The organism is Citrobacter sp. VF227 (genome assembly GCF_052950715.1).
The window spans coordinates 1-445 of the sequence record NZ_JBRFVF010000533.1 but is presented as its reverse complement, the minus strand read 5'-3'; the positions used below and the strand labels follow the sequence as shown (position 1 = coordinate 445).

At 53.0% G+C, this 445-nt stretch carries 1 protein-coding gene; it reads left to right on the top strand.

The annotated features are described in order from the left end of the window. On the top strand, window positions 1-445 hold a 445-nt coding region (locus ACU8YC_RS27710; protein ID WP_446896356.1), incomplete at both ends, for a hypothetical protein.

Genomic DNA, 445 nt, shown 5'->3' with positions numbered 1-445 from the left:
CAAACCTGATGGAAACAAATCAGCAAGTCGAACCTCGCCACAAGGAACCTGGTGACCCAACCGGTGCGCAAAAAGCAACAAGCCCCGAATTCCTTAGCGCCACCGTGTTAACAGCCTGCCATAAGTTAGATCACGCTCAGATCACAGAACTGGTCACTGAACTCAAGGAGCAAACCGCTGCTGTTCATACCGACAATATGTCGCGGCCGGAAAGCATGCTCATTGCTCAGGCCCACGCCTTGGATGGGCTATTTGCAAAGCTCGCTAATCGTGCGTTTTCCGTTAAGTCACTAGACGTGATGGAGCGCTACATGCGTCTGGCACTGAAGGCGCAGAACCAAACGCGAACGACACTGCAGACCCTAGCAGAGCTGAAAGCGCCGAAGCAGATCGCTTTCGTACGGCAAGCGAACATTGGCAATCAAGTGCAGGTGAACAATGGGAC